1 protein-coding gene is annotated in these 279 nt (G+C 43.7%); it reads left to right on the plus strand.

What is annotated here, in order from left to right; translation table 11 throughout:
* Positions 1–19 precede the first annotated feature (19 nt).
* The coding region (locus tag AAEZ05_RS28375; protein WP_350649899.1) for a DUF2238 domain-containing protein at positions 20–279 on the plus strand (260 nt) is incomplete at its 3' end.

The raw sequence follows: 279 nt of genomic DNA on the forward strand, positions 1-279 counted from the left end.
TAATTAAAGAAGCGTGCAAATGCATCGAAACTTTAACTCTGTCATTGTCAGTACTGTAGCGGTATTTATCGTCATGGTACTGGCAAGCATTGAGCCTCTAGAGTGGTCAAGCTACCTCCTCCATCAATTAGGCACGCTGTTGTTTTTGGCATCAATGCTGTTTGCGTATCGCTACTGGCATATTAGCTCACGCTCCTATGCCCTTGCCTCAATATTCCTCCTCATTCATATCATAGGCGCACGCTATCTATATTCGTATGTGCCTTATGATAACTGGAC

It is taken from the genome of Pseudomonas sp. HY13-MNA-CIBAN-0226 (genome assembly GCF_040310305.1).
GTDB lineage: Bacteria > Pseudomonadota > Gammaproteobacteria > Pseudomonadales > Pseudomonadaceae > Aquipseudomonas > Aquipseudomonas gregormendelii.